The organism is Lagierella sp. ICN-221743 (assembly GCF_037890055.1).
In the GTDB taxonomy this organism is placed as follows: Bacteria; Bacillota; Clostridia; order Tissierellales; family Peptoniphilaceae; genus Mediannikoviicoccus.
This window is the reverse complement of record NZ_JBBKBD010000012.1, coordinates 35,976-53,666: the sequence shown is the minus strand read 5'-3', so window position 1 is coordinate 53,666 and position 17,691 is coordinate 35,976. Positions and strand designations below refer to the sequence as shown.

The following is a 17,691-nucleotide window of genomic DNA, read 5'->3' as shown; positions in this document are numbered from 1 at the left end:
AAACGGAGAACTCTCCGCTTTATTTGTTAAGATATTTTACATATATCTGGCATGGATTATCTTTATCCCATAGTGTTGGGAAGCATTCAAATTCTGAATAACCCATAGATTTGTAGAAACTATTCGTTATATCATACTCTTGATATTTACCTTTTTGCACTGTCTTTACTTGTGAATAGGTGTATCCTTTTTTCTTTGCAAGTTCCTCATAGGAATTGTTTAAGATGCTTCCAATACCATTTCTGTGGTACTCTTCGAGTACTCCCATCACAAAAATTTCACAAGTGTCCTTTCCAGTCTCTTTCATCACAATAAATCCCACTGGTTCATCTTTATAGGTGCAAGCAATCAAAGGCAATTTAGTTGACTCTTTAACATACTCTCTTATGCTTTCCTCTCTTCCAAACCATTTAGGTAAATTGTATAAAATTTTTTCGCTTATTTCTATTTTAGAATTTTCATCTACTACTTCTTTAATTTCTAATTTCATTTTAATATTCTATCAATTAATTCTACTCCACACTAACTTGGCAGGTCTTCATTGACTCTAATGCCCTTTCGTGGCTTTCCGGTGTTACTCCGGCACATGCATTTGCAATAACTTTAATCGGAACTTCTGGCATAAAGCCCTTTAGCATTAGTGCATTTGATATAACGCAGATGTCGGTACAAAGGCCAACTAGTGTCACTGATTTTATTCCTTCGGCCTTGTTTATTTTGTCCAGCTTTTCAACAAGCTCCTTTGATCCAAAGGTCACTTTGTCTATTACATTGTCCTTTACAAAGCCCTTTAGTTCGTCAATTATTTCCCAGCCTTCGGTTCCTTTAATACAATGTTTAACTGGAAGATTTTTTCCTTCTTGTGTTTCAAGGTAGTCTTCTTCGTGAGTGTCCCTTGTAAAATAAATATCTCCATCAAAGTTCTTCGCCACGTCCACCACATTTGAAACTATTTTTTTTGCTTCTTCTGTTCCAAGGCTTCCTGAAACAAAATCATTTTGCATATCTACAATTATTAATAAGTCCTTCATGTCTTCCCCCTTTGATAAAAAAGGTCTCCTCTATTTATCTTCGTTCATCTCGTTAAATCTATCTAGAGTCTTTTTAAGTCCCTTTATTATACTTCCTCTAAATCCATTTTCTTCAAGTTCCATTACGCCTTGTATGGTACTTCCCAGTGGAGAGCAAACGTCGTCTTTAAGTTCTCCCGGATGTTTTTTGGTTTCAAGCACCATCTTAGCCGCACCTTCAACTGTCTTTGCTGAAAGTTTATAGGCGTCTTTTCTCTTTATTCCCGCTGACACCGCCATGTCCGCCATGGCTTCTATTAGCATGTAGATATATGCAGGGCCTGAACCACTTACTGAAGATACCGCCGCTATTAAATGCTCTTCTACTTCGATAATTTCTCCAAAGGATCTTAAAAACTTTAATACTGTTTCTTTTTCGACGCCGGTCATATTATCTGTAAAGCAAACTCCCGTTATTCCACAATTTACCATGGCAGGAGTGTTTGGCATAATGCGTGCAACTTTAACATCTCTTTCGAAAAGTTCTCTAATCTCTTCCATTGTAAAGCTAGGTGTTATGGGAACCACAATGCTATTTATATCAACGTGGTCTTTTATTTCACTAATCACCTTTTCATATTGATAGGGCTTTATGGCAAGGATAATTATTTTAGAATTTTTTGCAACATCAATGTTGTTTTCAAATCCCTTTATGCCCGTCTCTTCTTCCACAGCTTTTATGTCCGACAATTTCGAAAACACAATCTCTTCTTTATTATAACCGTTATTTATCGCACCAAGGGCCATTGCCTTGCCCATGTTACCAAATCCAATAAAGCCAAGGGTATACATTATTCCAGCGCCTCCACTAGAGAGCCAATATATTTTATTGTGTCTATAAGTGGTTCGTCAGTGGAAATGTCAACTCCAGCGGCCTTTGCATAGTCAAGTGGTTTTAGTTTTCCACCGGTTTTTAAAACTTCAATCCAGTTCTTTGCGTTTGATGGGTCTTTTTCAATTAGCTTTGCAACTTGTGTTCCTATTGTTAGTCCAGCTGAGTAGGTGTATGGATAAAGTCCCATGTAGTAATGTGGTTGTCTCATCCATGTTAGTTCAGCTCCCTTTGTAAGTTCAACTTCATCTCCCCAGAACTTCTTTAATGTGTCTAGGAATATTTCTGAAAGGTCTTCGGCAGTAAAAGACTTTCCTTCGTCAATTAATTTTAGAACTTCCCTTTGGTAATATCCTTCTATAAAGTGGGTTACAAAGTTGTGGTAGTAGGTTCTTGCTATGATTTGTCCCTTTAAATACTTTGCTTCATCTTCGCTCTTTGCCTTTTTCAAAAGCTCCCTTCCCATAATGAGTTCGTTTGCTGTTGAAGGAGCTTCTACTAAGTATAGTGAAAGGTCGGTGTCTAAGATATTGCAGTTTTCGTTGGTGTACTTGCCCTGTCCTGCATGGCCAAGTTCGTGGGCAAGGGTCATTGCCTCTGTCATTGTGCCAGTCCAGTTAATAAGCACGAAAGAATTTGCACCATAAGGTGATGAACAAAAGGCTCCTGTTGACTTGCCGTGGTTGTTTACAAAGTCAATCCATCTATCGTTAAAGGCTTCTTCAAGCATTTCGCCGTACTCTTCTCCAAGCACTGCAAGGCCTTCTTTAATTAATTCCTTTGACTCTTCAACAGATATTTCCCTTTCAAATCCCGTAATTGGATCCACCTTTAAGTCCATGTAGGTCATCTTGTCCAGGTTGTGATTTCTCTTTAATATCTTTGCATACTTTCTCATAATTGGAGAAAGTTCTTCCATGATAACATCTAGTTGTCTATTGTAAAGCTCTCTGTCCACCCTTTGGTCGTGTAATAAGAAGTCAAACACACTGTCGTAACCCCTTAGTTCAGAAAGCACCTTCATCTTTTGGCACTCTCCAAGGTATGCGGCGGCGGTTGAGTTTTTGTGAGCTTCTAAGACTTTGTAAAACTCTTTATATGAATTTCTTCTTATTTCTGTGTCGTTGGAACCTTCATAAGTTCCTTCGTAGAGGTTATATGAAAGAGGTTTCTTCTCTCCATTTGCTTCAAAGTCTGGAAAGGCCATGTCTTGTAACTTAATTGCATTGTAAATTGAATAAAATGAATTAAGTGGAGTCATCTTTGCAATTGCCTTTTCAGTTTCTTCCGATAGCACATATGGCTTATCTTCTAATGTTCTTTCTATAAATGAACCGTATTTTTCATCTTCCTTTAATTCATTTAAAACTTTTTCGTCGGTGTTTAATAGTCTAATCTTAAAGAAAGAAATCTTTGCCATTTGGTCACTTAAAATATTATCCACTTCTGATAGCAGTTTGAAGTTTTCTCCATTGTTGTAATCAGTTTCAACATTTAGTGACACATAGTCCCATGCAAGGTATGCCTTTTCTAAAATTTCACAGTATAAATCAAGTGCTTCTTTGACTATTTTTTTATCTTCATACATTTTGTCAAATTCATTTATAAATTTTTCAACTAAAACCTTTATCTCATCAACCTGTTTTAACATTTCTTCTTTATTTTTAAAGATGAGACTTAAATCCCAAGTGTATCTTTCGTCAACATCTTTTCTATCAACCATTTTAAGTATATCCATGTTTCCCTCCTAATTAATACTAGTTTTTATATACCCATGTAAACATATTAAAACATTTTCATCTATAATTATATTACTACCTTTTCATTTTGGGTATACAATTAAGTAGGCAATATTGAATATGAGGTGATTAAATGACAAATATCGAAAAAAATATGGAAAAATTAGCTGACTTAGTAGTTAAAAAGGGTGTTAATGTTCAAAAGGGACAACCTGTGATACTACGTTGTCCAGTTGAAAGAGCAGACTTCGCAAGACTTGTTGCAAAGAAAGCATATGAAAGAGGTGCCGTTGAAGTTGTAATGCAATGGTCCGATGACCCTCTTACATTAATGAAATTTGAAAACGCACCTGTGGAACACTTTGAAGAAGTTCCAGACTGGATGGTTCAAAGAACAAAGTACTACATGGAAAAGGGTGCATGTGTAATATCTGTTGCAGCAACAGATCCTGAACTTTTAAAAGATGTTGATCCTAAAAAGATTGCAACATGGAGCAAGGCCTTTTCTGCTGCCAACAAAGAAAATATGAAATACACAATGAACGACCTAAACTCATGGTGCGTTGTGTCAGTTCCTACTGTAGGCTGGGCAAAGAGAGTCTTCCCAGATGTTTCTGAAGATGAGGCAATGGAAAAACTTTGGAACGCAATCTTCTACACCACAAGAACAGACCAAGATGACCCCGTTGCTGCATGGGATGAACATATTGGCGTTATGGACAGACACGCAGCCGTATTAAATGAAAAGCAATACAAAATGCTTCATTATAAAAACTCACTGGGAACCGATTTAGAAGTAGAACTTCCTGAAAATCATATTTGGATTTCCGGTGGCTCTGAAAATGCAAAGGGCGATGTGTTTATTGCAAACATGCCTACAGAAGAAGTATTTACACTTCCTAAGAGAACTGGCGTTAATGGAAAACTATATTCTACAAAGCCACTTAATATGTCGGGCAACCTTGTTGACGAAATGGTATTCACATTTGAAAACGGAAAGGTTGTTGACTACGACGCAAAGGTTGGAAAACAACATCTAACAGACCTATTCGACGTAGACGAAAATGCAAAATACCTTGGGGAAGTTGCACTTGTTCCATATGACAGTCCAATTTCAAACTCTGGATTACTTTTCTACAACACATTGTTTGACGAAAATGCTTCATGTCACTTTGCATTTGGTAAGGCATATCCAACTTGTATCAAGGGTGGTGTTGACCTATCCGACGAAGAGTTACTTGAAGCCGGTGTAAACGACTCACTTATCCACGAAGACTTTATGGTTGGTTCAAAGGACCTTGAAATAACCGGCGAACTTCCAAATGGAGAAGTTGAATACATCTTTAAAGATGGTAACTGGGCATTTTAATTTTGACCTTGGGGAGACCCAAGGCTTTTTTATTTCACATGCTTTTTAGATTGTGGTATGCTTAATGAAAATAGAAATGGACGGTGAATTATGAAAAAGAAAAAAATAATTTTAGCTCTTGGTCTAACAATTGCCTTAGCTTCAACGGGCTATGCAAAAGATAGACAGTTTACTAGAATAAGCGGTTCAAATAGATTTCAAACTGCAGTGGAAATTTCAAAAAGAGTTTTAGATTCAAATGAACTTGAAAGGGAAAATAAAACAGTTGTACTGGCAAACGGTTATTCATTTATAGACGCCCTTCCAGGAGGGGTGTTGGCAAACTCCGCCTCTGGAACATTACTTTTAACAAATCAAGGAGAAATTCCAAAGGAAACCATGGATGAGATAAATCGAATTAATCCAAATGTAATCTACATTTTAGGTGGAAATTCATCCATCTCTGAAGATACAGAAGAAAAACTTAAGCAGTATGTAGATAATGTTATTAGACTTGGTGGAAAAAACAGATACGAAACATCAGAACTAATCAGTGAAGAAATTTCTAAACACACTGATGTAAATGGTTATCTTGTAGCTTCTGAAGTAGCAGATGCAGTTGCGTCTTCTTCACTTGCAAAGGGAGATAAGCCACTAATCCTTGTTAACAACAACAGTCCTTCCACTTATTTAAAAGAAAAGGAAGCTCCTAAAACAGTCCTTGGAGGCAAGTCTTCCGTTTCAGAAAATACATTTAAATACATTGATGCAACTAAGAGAATTTCCGGCATAAACCGTTTTGAAACATCACTTAACATTTCCAAGGCATCAGGTTATAAAAACACCGCCCTTGTAAATGGATATAGCTTTATCGACGGTCTTGCTGCAGGCACATTAAGTTTTAAAAAGGAGGCGGCAATTATTTTAACGGACGGAAAGAATTTAGATTCAAATAGCAGAGAATTTTTAAATAAAAGTGAATCAATCTATGTTGTTGGTGGCAAGAATTCAGTTGACGATGGCGTTGTAAATCCAGCGGCTAAAAAAGAAGTTCCAAAAAATAAAACTTCCTTTGAATACTTTGACTACTTTAACAACTACTCAAGGGATGTTATTTATACAGAAGGCGAAATAGATGCAATAAACAAAAAGAATATCTCACTATCTCCATATATGTTTGAACCATTCGAAATAAAAGCCAAAGAGTATGGGTATATTGCAAAGAGGACCGTATTAAAGAAAAAACCTCTCGGCAAGTCATTTAGAGACCCTGCCACATATGACGACTACAACGCAGAAACAGGACTATTTCCATGGGACGAAGTTGCAATTAAGGGATATAGTAAAGACCAAAGCTGGGCAAATGTAGTTTGTGCTGACTACGAAGGTTGGATTCCAAAAAAAGATATAATGATTGTGTCAAAGGACAATATTAAAAATATTAAATCAAAGTCATTTGTAACCATCACCAGTAGACAGATTAAATTAAAAGATGGTCGCTATCTCGACATGGGAACCTACCTTCCCCTAGTAAGTGAAGAAGGTAACTTCTTTAAAGTACTAATGCCAGTGGCGGGAAATACTTTTAAAACAACAGAAGTTACAATAAAAAATACAGACGCAGTTAAGGGCTACATGCCATTTACACAAGCAAATGTAATAGCACAGTCACTGAAGTTTCAAGGAGAAAAATATGGATGGGGTCACTCAAATAACACTAGAGACTGCTCCGGCTTTATAAGAGATGTGTATAGATCCTTTGGGATAAAGATGGCAAGAAATGCATCGGCTCAAGAAACTGACGTGGTTGGTAAAAAAGTAAACTTTAAAATCTCCGGCGGAAATAGCGCAAAAGAAAAACTATTGAAAAAACAAAACCCGGGCAGTGCACTATACATGCCAGGACACACAGTAATGTACCTGGGAGTAAACGAACAAGGTATACCAATGATGGTTCACTCCTATGGCTACCACTATGTAAATGGAAAAAGAGTTTCCCCATTTATAAACGCAGTTTCAAGCACAAGACTTGAGAACAAAGGTAGAATAACATTTTTAGAAAGTTCTAGTACACTTAAAGACTTTTTAGTGCTTAAGTAAAAAAGTAAAAACTACTCCTGCCTGCAGGGCATGGAGTAGTTTTTTGTTTAGAATATTTTATTAATACTTATCTATATCCTCTGGAGTTAAAGTTATTGGTTGTTTATTTGGATCAGATTTTCTGTATGATTTGTCAATGAAATATACGATAAATCCTACAACTACGAATGCTAATAGAGAAATATATCCTCCCTTATCTAATTCCAAACCAGCTCCTATCATAAGCCAAACAGATATAATCATACCACAAATCATCATAGGTACTCCACCTGGGGCCTTAAAAGGTCTTTCCCATTCAGGATGTTTCTTTCTTAATACAAGCACATTTACACATGATACAAAGTATACAACACCTGCCGCTATACTTGAAATTGCGTAAATATATTGAACCCAGTTACTACCACTAAAGAAACAAAATAGGATTGTAAATACATAAACTACAATATTTGAAATATATGGTTGTCCATGTTTATTTATCTTACTAAAAGCTTTTGGGAGTTGATTAAGCTCTGCAGCTCCGTAAAGAACTCTAGTAGAAGATGTCCAGAATCCCATAAGTGTTGTAAATGCGTGTAGTAGTCCAGATATAATTGCAACTATTCCTATTATTTTAGGTAGTCCATGTAAAGCTACAAGTTGTGGCTCTGGCATTGTCATTTCACTAATTTCTTGCCATGGAGCCAATCCTCCAATAGCCATTACTACAATAAAATACAGAATAGCTGGAATAAGAAGTGCAGATGCGATAACCTTCCATATATCTTTAGCTGGGAAGTTAGTTTCCTCAATAAGTGTAGGGGCCATTTCAAAACCTATATATTTCAAAGAGAAAACCGCCATGGCTATAAATACTCCCTTACTACCCATAGGGAAAAATCCACCACTAGTATTTATGTTTTCTATTGACCACTTTCCACTGAACAAGAATGTAAATGATACTATTAAACTTGCAGCAATCATTACTACAAAAAATATTGTTGATAAAGTTCCAGCAAGTTTTATATCATAGTTAGAAGCAATAAACCAAATTGTAACAATTACCAAAGCGATTATTAAGATTTGCATTTGACTTAGTGGAATAAAATGGTTTATTACAGTACCAAATATAAACGCCATTAAAGGTGGTTCAACAACCTGCACCAAAAACATCATCCATTGAACTCCAAAACCCATTCTGTGATCAAATGCATTTGTAGTCCAAATATCTACACCTGATGCAAAAGGTAACATTGCAGTCAGCTCACCAAAAGCTAATCCAACTGGAATTAATAGTAATGCTAGTATTGGGAATATAAAAGCTGCTCCTGCACCTGTTGTTTTAAACCAATAAGGCGCTTCGGCTAACCATCCACCTATTACCGCTCCCGATGATAGAGCTATCATGTTAAAAATGGATAAATTTTTCTTTAATTTATTATCTTTCATTATTTGCTCCTTACAAAGTCAAGTACTTCTTCTGTATTTACAACATTACAATAAATATTATTTAATACTTTTAACTCATGATTTTGTATTTCTTCTGTTGCTGCAGCACAAGCATCTTCAACTAACCAAACTTTAAAGCTCTCATCTGCTAAGCTTCTAACGGTTCCTGACACACATTGATCTGTAAATACTCCTGTAACTATTACATCTGTTATGCCACAATTTCTGTACAGCAATCTTAAATTTGATCCCGTTAATGCAGAGTCTGTAGTTTTTTCAATAACTAATTCATCTTCTATAGGTTTTATAGACTCATGAACTTTTGCTTCTTCACTTCCTTTTGGAATCATAAGATTATTAAATCCACTTTCTTTTTGAGATAATGATCTATCTCTTCCGTTTGAAAGTTGAGTAACAATTGTTGCATATGACACTAACATTCCCTTTTCTCTTGCTTCTGTAAGAAGCTTCTTGTTGTTTGGAAGAATAACGTTGTCAATTCTGTCATAAAAATATTTCCATCTTTCTGCTTCATCTTTTTCCGAAGGATTATTCAAATCATAATCTGGTCTATTCACAAAATAATTTTGTAAATCAACTATCAATAATGCCGTCGTTTCAAGATTGAACTCCAACTTTCCATTAATCTGTTCTTTTTCATAGTAAAAAGAACAATGTCTTTCATTTACCCTCATAATATACCTCCTATATTTTGCATCTCTTTTTATTGATGTTAATATTATTATAGTGGAAACGTTAACAACTAGCAGTTGCTTTTTTTATCTTATTTAGTATCATTTATTTACTGAGGTGAAGTTCAATGATAAAAATTTTTATTGCCGAAGATGAATCTTTGGAGCTTGAGTATTTGTCATACATAATAAATAAAAACAAAAATATGAAGGTCATAGGAACATGTAACAACGGGCGTGACGCAGTTAAATTGACAAAACAATTAAACCCCGACCTTGTTATTATGGATATATCAATGCCTTTGCAAAACGGTGTTGAGGCAGGTAAATTAATAAAAAGATATAATCCAGATATTAAAATTATTCTCAATTCAGCCTATTCTGAATTTCAATATGCCAAACAAGCCATAAAGTACGGATTTAATGATTACTTACTTAAGCCAACAGAGGAATCAAAAATTATAAAAACTATAGAAAACTTATTTGATTTTATTGATGAAAGCAAATCCATTCTTAGTAATTCAACCGAAGATAGATTTAAATTAGTTGAAACAATTGATTTATTCAACGAAAATTTAATAAACAATAACTTGTCAGCGGGACTAGAAATCGTCGAATCCCTTTCATTATTAATTGCAAATCAAATAAATCACAGAGCTAAAATGACATATATTGATCATTTTCTATTATCAATAGAAACCACATTGAGGAACATTAAAAGCACAAAGTATAATATATTCGGTCATCTATCTTCATTTTTAGAAGACGACCTGACATTTTCAAACATAAATAAATCGTTAAAGAAAATTTGTATAGAATCCTTTAATATAAGGTCTGAAGAAACTTATTCTGTGACAATAATAAAAAATTTTATAGAAAACAATTTTTCTAATCCCGAAATAGGACTAAATGAAATTAGCAATATCTTTTTTGTGAACAAAACTTATTTGAGTAGAGTTTTTAAACAAGAGGAAAATATAACAGTTGACAGCTATATAGAAACGTTGAGACTCAATAGAGCTTTGGAACTGATTGATACAACAGATCTCAAGATTTCTGATATATGGAATCTTTCAGGATTTAAAAATAAGCAACAATTTTATCGATCTTTTAATTCAAGATTTAAAATGACACCAATGGAGAGAAGAGAAAAAAATGACAAATTCAATAAATAAATTAATTCCCAGAAATAAACAGAAAGAACTCGAAAATTCTTTTGGACACGCTACAGGTTTTGGGGTTGTTTTTGTAGATGAAGAAGGAAATCATATAGGAAAAGGTGGTAATTTTTGTAGATTTTGTACTTTAATTAACTCATCTGAAAAAGGATCTCATAACTGCAAGGAATGTAATAAAGCCGCAATAAAAGAGTCTAAAGCTACCAACGAACCAAGCGTATACCTTTGTCATGCTGGATTGATAAATATAGCCATTCCCCTATATTTGAATGATGTTCTATTAGGTGCGTTGACCGCTGGACAAGTTAGATGTAATAAGGACTCAAAATATTATAAGGAAGTTAAGAAGAATTGGCCTGTTGATTTAGACAATAAACTATTAGATGTTTACTTTAATGAAATCCCAGAAATGTCCGATGAAGAAATTGAATCCACAGTAATAGCATTGAATAATATTACAGACTATATAATACAACTTAGTGCCAATAGGATATATGCAGAGGAACTTGGCAAACAAAAAGAAATATTGTTTGAAGTAGAAAAACAAAATTTAATTTTGGAATCAGAACTTGCAAAAATGAAATATTCCACTTTGCAAAAACAGATAATGCCTCACTTTATATTCAATGTATTAAACAGTATATCTCGATTAATTTCATTAGATAGAAGCCCTGAAGCCAGTGATATGATTTTTAGTTTTAGCAATATGCTGAGATATGTATTTTCTTATACCGACAATTCGACAACCATTAGAAAGGAGCTTAGGTGTATTCAAGACTATCTAAACATACAACAAATTAGATTCAGCAAAAAATTTGATTATAGCTTAGAAGTTGATGAATCTGCACTTGATGTAATAATACCATATTTTTCATTGCAGCCCTTAGTAGAAAATGTTTTTAAACACGCTTTTAAAGATACCGAAGAAATGGGAACACTAAAAATAATATTACAAAAACCGGAAGATGTTTGCTACTTAGAAATAATCGATAACGGAATAGGAATTAATTCTGAAAAGCTTAACGAAATAAATAAAATTCTATTAAATGAAAAAGTCTTTAACGAAAATGTAGGAATTAATAATGTATATTCCAGATTTAAATTGATGTTTCCAAATTCATTTACCTTTAATATTTCCAGCAAAGAAAATGTGGGAACAAAAATAAAAATAAGTTTTAACGCCTCTGACTTAAACCTTTTTTAATTGAATTTTAAAAATTTATCCCCTCTCATGTTATACTTACCTTAGGAGGTATTCAATGAAAAAAACTGCAATTTTTGACATGGATGGCACCATCATAGACTCAATGCCAAAGTGGGGCACTGTTATTGAAGACTATTTCAAAGACCTTGGAATCGTCTTTGATGACGATTATAAAAAGTCTTTAATTGGACTGTCCATGCATAATATAATAAATAATATTAAAAGAGACTTTGGCCTTAGCGAAGACCCAAATGAATCTTATAATAACATCTTGGGGCTAATGCTTCATGGATATATAAATGAGTTTGCGTTAAAGCCAGGGGTGATTGACTGTTTGGAGAGGTTGAAATCAGATGGTATCAAGATGGCTGTTGCAACTGCAACTCCTGAACATATTGCGGTGGAAGCTCTTAAGGCCAAGGATTTGATAGAGTATTTTGAGTTTGTTCAAACCTGTGACAACATAAATCATCACAAGAATGATCCTATGTACTGGAAGAAGGCGGCTTTAAGGCTTGATTGTGATATGCCTAATACGGTTGTCTTTGAAGATGCACTATACTGCATCGAAACCGTTAGCAATCTAAATGGAAATATTATTGCAATATCTGACGAGGCTTCTTTTCATGATGAGGAGATTATAAAGTCTTTGGCAAATCAATTTATAGAAAGTTATGATGAGTTAGATTACGATATTTTTAAATAGGATGTGGTCTTATGAATCTACCTAAAGAGGTAATTTATATATTAAAGAGATTTAAAGAATATGGTTTTTCCGCCTATCCTGTTGGAGGCTGTGTTAGGGACAGCCTCCTTGGAAAAACTCCTGGGGATTTTGATATTACCACCGATGCAACTCCAAGTGAAACTTTGGAGGTTTTTAAGGAGCAAAAGACCATCCACCTTGGTGAAAAGTTTGGAACCATTGGCGTTCTTTTAAATGAAAAGATATATGAAGTAACCACCATGAGGTATGACCATGAGTATGTGGATAGTAGGCACCCTTCATCTGTAAGTTTTACAACGGACCTTGTTGAAGATTTGAAGCGCAGGGACTTTACTATTAACGCCATGGCCTATGACTTTTTTAACAATGAAGTCATTGACCCATTTGATGGAAAGACTGACCTTGAAAGTGGTATTATTAGAGCTGTCGGTGAACCTTCGAAGAGATTTGAAGAAGACGCCCTTAGAATTATGCGTGCCTTTAGGTTTGCCAGTCGATTTAATTATATAATTGAAGAAAAAACGCTTTCAAGTCTTTGTAAAAGCGTTCCTCTTTTAAAAGAGATTGCCATGGAGCGTATTAGAGAGGAACTTAACAAGATTCTTCTTGAATCAAACTTTGAAAATCTCCGTATGTTATATAACTGTGGCGTGTTTAGGGTTTTGTTTCCAGAAATTGATGCCATGTTTAAGACCACACAAAATAATAGCTTTCATGTTTATAATGTAGGTGACCACAGCTTGATGGCATTGACGAAGATTAAAGAGGATGTAAGGCTAAAGTATGTGGCACTTCTTCACGACCTTGGTAAAGTTCCCGCAAAGACCACTGGAGAAGATGGCACGGACCACTTTTATTTTCACAGCAAGTATTCTGTTGAACTTGCCCGAGACATTTTAAATCGTCTAAAGTTTTCAAATGAAGACAAAAATCACATTCTTAAAATAATAGAATTTCATGACACTGTGCTAAACACAAAGTTAAGGTCAATTATGAAGTTTGTTGTTGACAGAGGCTTTACCTATGACGACTTTTTAGATTTACTTGAAATGGAAAAGGCGGACATCTCAGCACAAAATCCATACTACATTAACCGTTTGGATAATCTTGAAAAAGTAAAAGAAGCATATAGGAAAGTTTACGAAGGGCCTACAAGGCTTTCGGACCTTGCTGTTAATGGAAGTGATATGATTGAGATTGGGTATGAAGGGAAAAACATAAAAAAAGTTTTAAAGTATCTGTTGAAGCAGATTATTGGAGAACCTAAGATTAATGAAAGAGAAAAGCTAATTAGCATTGCAGAAAAGGTACATGATGATATTTGTAGGGGTGAATGATTGTGACTAAGAGCATAATAAACAAGAATTTTTTAATTAAAGTTCTGGACAATTCCAATCAGGGCATACATATAGTTGATTCTACTGGGACAACTCTATATTATAATAAATTAGCTGAAGAAATTGATGGAATTTCAAAGGAAGAAATTTTAGGCAAAAACATGAAAGACTTGGTGAAGACTGGACTATTTTCAACGTCAGTCGCACTGGATGTCATAGAGTCGTGCAAGCAAAAAGAAGTTATTCAACATATAAATGACAAGGTAGTTATTTCTGCTGGAGTTCCTATTATGAAGGGCAAAGACTTGGAAGCTGTAGTTGTATTTGTTAAGGACTCAAAGGCGCTACGTGATATGACTTTACAACTTCAAGATTTGCTTGTGGAAAATAACTCCATGGCCCAAAACCTGTCAAGATATAATTCAAAATTTTTAAAGGAAGGAGTTATTATTTCAAATTCCAAGGCTATGCAGAGGATTATGAAAGTTGCAAACAGAGTTTCAAAAATGGAAACGCCCATATTTTTATTTGGGGAGCCGGGATGTGGAAAGACCATGTTTGCAAAGTACATCCATGACAATTCCCTTAGAAGTGACAAGCCCTTTATAAAGGTAGATTGTTCTGCAATTCCAAAATCGATTATTGAAAAGGAACTGTTTGATGAAAAAAATAGTTATAACGGTTCTCTGCTTAAGCAAGCGGAAGTCGGAACTTTATTTATTGACGAGATTGCAGATATGCCACTACCATGTCAGCAAAGGCTTGTGTATGAATTAAATAGAATAAAAAATTCTATGAAATCTCAGGGAGGTAGTCCTAGCATAAGAATTATAGCTGCGTCAAATGAAAATATCAGTAAAAATATTTCCGATGGCAAGTTTAGAATGGATTTGTACTATCTACTTAACATCATACCGATTAAAATCCCTCCACTTAGGGAGAGAGGCGAAGATGTTATTCCACTAATAAATCTGTTTATGAACAAGTATAATGAGTTTTACAACGAGGACAAATCAATTTCTCCAAATTGTAAAAAGTTTTTAATTAATTACAGTTGGCCCGGCAATGTGCGTGAGCTGGAAAACATAATTGAAAGGCTCGTTGTCACCAGCGACACCGATATAATTGACGTGGAACATGTGGAAGAATTTATAAATAATTTTTACACTAAGATTGATGACGGCAAAACTTTTAAAGAAAAAGTTGAAAGTTATGAGAAGAAACTTATTCTTGAATACAGCAAGCAAGTGTCTTCAATTAAAGAACTTTCAATCCTTGCGGGGATAAATGAATCAACTCTTCGAAAGAAAATTGAGAGATTTAATTTAAATATTACATTTTTGTAACATATCTTTTCGGAAAATTTTCCAAATACTTGGAATTTTTTCCGAAAGTTTTTTTATTCATATTTCCCATTCTTTAGAACAATTTATTAATTTTGGAATTTTTTCCAATCTCAATCTTTGCTGAGGGAATGTTTTCCTCTGTTTTTTATCATCTTTTTCGCCTTCAAAACTTGCATTTATAACCATTACCCCATATACTTTGTTTATAAATAATTTCTTGCAAGGAAAACAATTTAGAAAAATTTTAAAGGGGTAATTAAAAATGACAGAAAAAAATATTAAACAACCAGCAACAGCATTTGCTTCACCAAGATTTGTTAACACAGGAAACTTTATGCGTATGCAAAGATTTGACAATGCAGAAGGACTAGACTTCGCAATCTACGGAATTCCTTTTGATACAGCTTGTTCATACAGAGTTGGGGCAAGATTTGGTCCTCAAGCTATAAGAAACATTTCTGTAATGATGAAGACTAACAATCCTGTACACGAAGTTAATATTCTTGACTACCTAAAGGGTGGAGATCTTGGAGACGTTAACGTTGTTCCTGGATACATACATCCAACATATGATGCAATTGAAAAATTTGCAAGCGAAATATTAAAAGCAGGCGCTATTCCAATAGCTCTTGGTGGAGACCACTCTATAACTCTTGGAGAACTTAGAGCAGTAGCAAAGGAACACGGACCTGTATCACTACTTCACTTTGACTCTCACGCTGACATTAACGACACAGTATTTGGAGAAAAGTACAATCACGGAACTCCATTTAGAAGAGCAATTGAAGAAGGACTAATTGACCCTCACAAATCAGTACAAATTGGTATGAGAGGATCTCTATATGATGCTGGAGAATTTAAACTAGCTAAGGATTTAGGATTAACTCTTATCCCTACTTACAAAGTTCGTGAAATGGGAATTCCTGAAACAATTAAAAAGGCTAAAGAAATTATCGGAGATAACAAAGTATTCTTAACTTTTGATATAGACTTTATAGACCCTGCTTATGCACCTGGTACAGGTACTCCTGAAGTAGGTGGATACACTTCACTTGAAGGTGTAGATATTATCAGAAGATTAGAAGGATTGAACTTTGTTGGAATGGACGTAGTTGAAGTTGCACCTCCATATGACCATGCAGAAATAACTTCTCTACTTGCTGCTAACTTAATCTTTGAATTCTTATCAATCCTTGCATTAAATAAGAAAGCGAAACAAAAATAATGAAAGAGCAAATCAATTTTAGAGGAGCTCTTAGTAAGTCAGAAATTCGAGATCTAAATTTAGATCTCGAAGACTTACATCAGTTAGACTCTTTCGATTTAAAACCAAATGATAGAAAAAAAGGGATTGCTAAAAGTTTGATTTTCACAGCTATAGCAATCTTTATCTTTTTTATTCCAATTACAATTGACGGCAAAACCGACATTACTTTTGGAATAATTTATAACGGACTTATGAACTTAACTGGAATTTATGGACTATGGTTTGTAACATTAATAACCATAGGGACCGCACTACTTAGTATATATGGCAAGTACTTTGCGAAGAGTGGTAAGATCTATGACTACTATCATGGTGACTCTATGATCCATCCACTAATCTATTCAATCGGTGCCGCATTTGCCCTACTATATACACTTAATGCAACAACTTCATTTAATGGCCCTGAAATTATTGTTGGACCATCAACTGGTGGTACAGTAATTCCATCAATTGCTGTTGCAGTATTTTGGATAATATTGGTTTCATCATTCTGTATGCCATTCTTAATCAACTACGGCTTTATAGATTTAATAGGAACTTTGATGGAGCCACTTATGAGACCAGTTTTCAAACTACCTGGAAGAGCTGCAATAAACGCACTAGTTTCATTCCTTTCCAGTAGTTCAGTTGGTGTACTTGTTACAAACAAGTTATACCGTAGAGGAGTGTACACAGAGAAAGAAGCTGTTCTAGTTGCTACAGGTTTCTCTGCAGTATCTGTAGGTTTTGCCTACATGGTAATTAAAACCGCAGGACTTCAAGATCACTTTGCGCTAGTTTATCTTGTGTCTGCAGTTATGACACTTATGATTTCAGGTATAGTTGGAAGAATCCCTCCTTTTAGTAAGAAGAGAGATGTCTATCCAAATGGCAAGGTGCAAACTAAAGAAGATATTGATAATACTAAATCTACTTCTAATAGCATCTTTTCAACTGGTGGAAAAAGAGCAGTTAAGAAAGCATTCTTAGCTCCACCACTTGGAGGTGAAATCAAATCAAGTCTTAAGGACAGCGTGGAAGTTATACCAAAGGTAGTTACTTCACTTTGCGCCATAGGTACAGGTGCTTTGATACTTGCTGAAAACACACCTATATTTACATTTTTAGGTAAACTTTTCGTGCCACTTCTTACTCTATTGAGAGTACCTAACGCAACAGAAATTGCTGCAAGTTTTCCTGTTGGTATAGCAGAGATGTTCTTGCCTGTACTATTAATAGCAGAAAAAGTGCCAGTGCTTGATCCACAAGCAAGATTCCTAGTTGTTTCAGTTTCAATTTCACAAATAATATTCTTTGCTGAAACAATAGTTGTAATGATGTCTGCAAAGTTGCCTATAAAATTATGGGAGCTTATAGTTGTGTTCATTGAAAGAACAATTCTTGCAATCATAATTGGTTCAATCTTTATGCACATCTTATTCTAAAA

Annotated in this window: 16 protein-coding genes; 9 read left to right on the top strand and 7 right to left on the bottom strand. The window is 34.7% G+C overall.

Annotated features, from left to right (window positions below; all coding sequences use genetic code 11):
• Nucleotides 1–19 precede the first annotated feature (19 nt).
• The 4 genes from WKS98_RS06655 to pepF are packed head-to-tail and all read right to left on the bottom strand — an operon-like array spanning nucleotide 20 to nucleotide 3,640.
• The gene (locus tag WKS98_RS06655; protein WP_498917978.1) at nucleotides 20–490 is read right to left on the bottom strand and encodes a GNAT family N-acetyltransferase; all 471 of its coding nucleotides are present in this window, start codon (nucleotides 488–490) and stop codon (nucleotides 20–22) included.
• A gap of 22 nt (nucleotides 491–512) precedes the next feature.
• Nucleotides 513–1,031, bottom strand: a complete 519-nt coding sequence (locus WKS98_RS06650) for a cysteine hydrolase family protein (protein WP_498917976.1) — start codon at nucleotides 1,029–1,031, stop codon at nucleotides 513–515.
• A gap of 30 nt (nucleotides 1,032–1,061) precedes the next feature.
• Nucleotides 1,062–1,862, bottom strand: a complete 801-nt coding sequence (gene proC, locus WKS98_RS06645; RefSeq protein WP_498917975.1) for a pyrroline-5-carboxylate reductase — start codon at nucleotides 1,860–1,862, stop codon at nucleotides 1,062–1,064.
• Entirely contained in the window at nucleotides 1,862–3,640 is a 1,779-nt protein-coding gene (gene pepF / locus WKS98_RS06640; protein ID WP_498917973.1) for an oligoendopeptidase F, read from the bottom strand. Before pepF ends, proC begins: the two co-directional genes overlap by 1 nt.
• 134 nt (nucleotides 3,641–3,774) lie before the next feature.
• Between pepF and WKS98_RS06635 the strand changes: the two genes are divergently transcribed.
• Nucleotides 3,775–5,010, top strand: coding sequence for an aminopeptidase (locus WKS98_RS06635; protein WP_498917972.1), 1,236 nt, complete (start codon nucleotides 3,775–3,777; stop codon nucleotides 5,008–5,010).
• Nucleotides 5,011–5,100: 90 nt separating this feature from the next.
• Nucleotides 5,101–7,089: a cell wall-binding repeat-containing protein gene (locus tag WKS98_RS06630; RefSeq protein ID WP_498917970.1), complete on the top strand. Its 1,989-nt coding sequence runs from the start codon at nucleotides 5,101–5,103 to the stop codon at nucleotides 7,087–7,089.
• A 60-nt stretch (nucleotides 7,090–7,149) separates the two neighbouring features.
• Here WKS98_RS06630 and WKS98_RS06625 read toward each other — a convergent pair whose 3' ends face one another.
• Complete coding sequence (locus WKS98_RS06625) at nucleotides 7,150–8,514, bottom strand: APC family permease (RefSeq protein WP_498917969.1); 1,365 nt, start codon at nucleotides 8,512–8,514, stop codon at nucleotides 7,150–7,152.
• The gene (locus WKS98_RS06620; protein WP_498917967.1) at nucleotides 8,514–9,209 is read right to left on the bottom strand and encodes a cysteine hydrolase family protein; all 696 of its coding nucleotides are present in this window, start codon (nucleotides 9,207–9,209) and stop codon (nucleotides 8,514–8,516) included. The genes WKS98_RS06625 and WKS98_RS06620 overlap by 1 nt, the downstream gene beginning before the upstream one ends.
• A 125-nt stretch (nucleotides 9,210–9,334) precedes the next feature.
• Here WKS98_RS06620 and WKS98_RS06615 point away from each other — a divergent pair, with 125 nt between their 5' ends.
• From WKS98_RS06615 to WKS98_RS06595, 5 genes are read left to right on the top strand one after another with little or no spacing between them, the layout of a single operon-like run.
• A complete protein-coding gene (locus WKS98_RS06615) occupies nucleotides 9,335–10,381 on the top strand; it encodes a response regulator transcription factor (RefSeq protein WP_498917965.1) in 1,047 nt (348 codons plus the stop codon).
• Nucleotides 10,362–11,588 (top strand): sensor histidine kinase, encoded by a 1,227-nt coding sequence (locus tag WKS98_RS06610; RefSeq protein WP_498917963.1) that lies wholly within the window; start codon nucleotides 10,362–10,364, stop codon nucleotides 11,586–11,588. Before WKS98_RS06615 ends, WKS98_RS06610 begins: the two co-directional genes overlap by 20 nt.
• Nucleotides 11,589–11,643: 55 nt before the next feature.
• Nucleotides 11,644–12,294, top strand: coding sequence for an HAD family hydrolase (locus WKS98_RS06605; RefSeq protein ID WP_498917962.1), 651 nt, complete (start codon nucleotides 11,644–11,646; stop codon nucleotides 12,292–12,294).
• Nucleotides 12,295–12,305: 11 nt separating this feature from the next.
• Nucleotides 12,306–13,652 (top strand): CCA tRNA nucleotidyltransferase, encoded by a 1,347-nt coding sequence (locus WKS98_RS06600; RefSeq protein ID WP_498917960.1) that lies wholly within the window; start codon nucleotides 12,306–12,308, stop codon nucleotides 13,650–13,652.
• A gap of 2 nt (nucleotides 13,653–13,654) precedes the next feature.
• Nucleotides 13,655–14,998: a sigma-54 interaction domain-containing protein gene (locus WKS98_RS06595; RefSeq protein ID WP_498917958.1), complete on the top strand. Its 1,344-nt coding sequence runs from the start codon at nucleotides 13,655–13,657 to the stop codon at nucleotides 14,996–14,998.
• 57 nt (nucleotides 14,999–15,055) lie between these two features.
• Here the strand turns inward: WKS98_RS06595 and WKS98_RS06590 are convergent, their stop codons facing one another.
• Nucleotides 15,056–15,184 carry a hypothetical protein gene (locus WKS98_RS06590; protein WP_498917956.1) on the bottom strand — a complete coding sequence of 43 codons (129 nt, stop codon included), beginning with the start codon at nucleotides 15,182–15,184 and terminating at the stop codon, nucleotides 15,056–15,058.
• A 76-nt stretch (nucleotides 15,185–15,260) separates the two neighbouring features.
• Here WKS98_RS06590 and speB point away from each other — a divergent pair, with 76 nt between their 5' ends.
• Entirely contained in the window at nucleotides 15,261–16,223 is a 963-nt protein-coding gene (gene speB, locus WKS98_RS06585; RefSeq protein WP_498917955.1) for an agmatinase, read from the top strand.
• On the top strand, nucleotides 16,223–17,689 hold the full coding sequence (locus WKS98_RS06580) for a YjiH family protein (protein WP_498917954.1): 1,467 nt from the start codon (nucleotides 16,223–16,225) through the stop codon (nucleotides 17,687–17,689). The genes speB and WKS98_RS06580 overlap by 1 nt, the downstream gene beginning before the upstream one ends.
• Nucleotides 17,690–17,691 lie beyond the last annotated feature (2 nt).

Excerpts from the sequence above, each read along its gene's own strand:
- WKS98_RS06655 (WP_498917978.1), bottom strand. The coding sequence starts at position 490 with ATGAAATTAGAAATTAAAGAAGTAGTAGATGAAAATTCTAAAATAGAA.
- WKS98_RS06650 (WP_498917976.1), bottom strand. The coding sequence starts at position 1,031 with ATGAAGGACTTATTAATAATTGTAGATATGCAAAATGATTTTGTTTCA.
- proC (WP_498917975.1), bottom strand. The coding sequence starts at position 1,862 with ATGTATACCCTTGGCTTTATTGGATTTGGTAACATGGGCAAGGCAATG.
- pepF (WP_498917973.1), bottom strand. The coding sequence starts at position 3,640 with ATGGATATACTTAAAATGGTTGATAGAAAAGATGTTGACGAAAGATAC.
- WKS98_RS06635 (WP_498917972.1), top strand. The coding sequence starts at position 3,775 with ATGACAAATATCGAAAAAAATATGGAAAAATTAGCTGACTTAGTAGTT.
- WKS98_RS06630 (WP_498917970.1), top strand. The coding sequence starts at position 5,101 with ATGAAAAAGAAAAAAATAATTTTAGCTCTTGGTCTAACAATTGCCTTA.
- WKS98_RS06625 (WP_498917969.1), bottom strand. The coding sequence starts at position 8,514 with ATGAAAGATAATAAATTAAAGAAAAATTTATCCATTTTTAACATGATA.
- WKS98_RS06620 (WP_498917967.1), bottom strand. The coding sequence starts at position 9,209 with ATGAGGGTAAATGAAAGACATTGTTCTTTTTACTATGAAAAAGAACAG.
- WKS98_RS06615 (WP_498917965.1), top strand. The coding sequence starts at position 9,335 with ATGATAAAAATTTTTATTGCCGAAGATGAATCTTTGGAGCTTGAGTAT.
- WKS98_RS06610 (WP_498917963.1), top strand. The coding sequence starts at position 10,362 with ATGACAAATTCAATAAATAAATTAATTCCCAGAAATAAACAGAAAGAA.
- WKS98_RS06605 (WP_498917962.1), top strand. The coding sequence starts at position 11,644 with ATGAAAAAAACTGCAATTTTTGACATGGATGGCACCATCATAGACTCA.
- WKS98_RS06600 (WP_498917960.1), top strand. The coding sequence starts at position 12,306 with ATGAATCTACCTAAAGAGGTAATTTATATATTAAAGAGATTTAAAGAA.
- WKS98_RS06590 (WP_498917956.1), bottom strand. The coding sequence starts at position 15,184 with ATGGTTATAAATGCAAGTTTTGAAGGCGAAAAAGATGATAAAAAACAG.
- speB (WP_498917955.1), top strand. The coding sequence starts at position 15,261 with ATGACAGAAAAAAATATTAAACAACCAGCAACAGCATTTGCTTCACCA.
- WKS98_RS06580 (WP_498917954.1), top strand. The coding sequence starts at position 16,223 with ATGAAAGAGCAAATCAATTTTAGAGGAGCTCTTAGTAAGTCAGAAATT.